Here is a 411-nt window from a genome sequence, read left to right as displayed (position 1 = left end):
GCAAGTTGCTGCCGCACGGCGCCCCGGCCAACCAGTCGACGATCGAGTTGAACGACGAGCAGATCGCGAATGTGAAGGCGATCATCGCGGCGACGAAGAAGGCCGGCATGGACGAGCGGGCCGCGGTGGTGTCGATCGCCACCGCCCTGCAGGAGTCGAAGCTGGAGAACCTGGGTCACCTCGGTGACCGCAACGACCACGACTCGCAGGGCCTGTTCCAGCAGCGCCCGTCGTCGGGCTGGGGCACGGTGGAGCAGATCACCGACCCCGAATACTCGACCCTGGCGTTCCTGAAGGGGTTGAAGCAGGTCGACGGCTGGCAGGACATGCCGCTGACCCAGGCCGCGCAGACGGTGCAGGTGTCGGCCTACCCGGACCACTACGCCCAGTGGGAACAGCAGGCCGCCGACC

The 411-nt window shown here is 67.6% G+C and carries 1 protein-coding gene; it reads left to right on the top strand.

Annotated features, from left to right (window positions below; all coding sequences use genetic code 11):
- A partial coding sequence (locus tag KBX50_RS33925) for a hypothetical protein (RefSeq protein WP_210941671.1) occupies window positions 1–411 on the top strand: 411 nt, incomplete at both ends.

It is taken from the genome of Micromonospora sp. C51 (genome assembly GCF_018070435.1).
Taxonomy (GTDB): domain Bacteria; phylum Actinomycetota; class Actinomycetes; order Mycobacteriales; family Micromonosporaceae; genus Micromonospora; species Micromonospora sediminimaris.
Note: the sequence above shows the minus strand (reverse complement) of the source record. Positions and strands in the feature narration are given on the sequence as shown.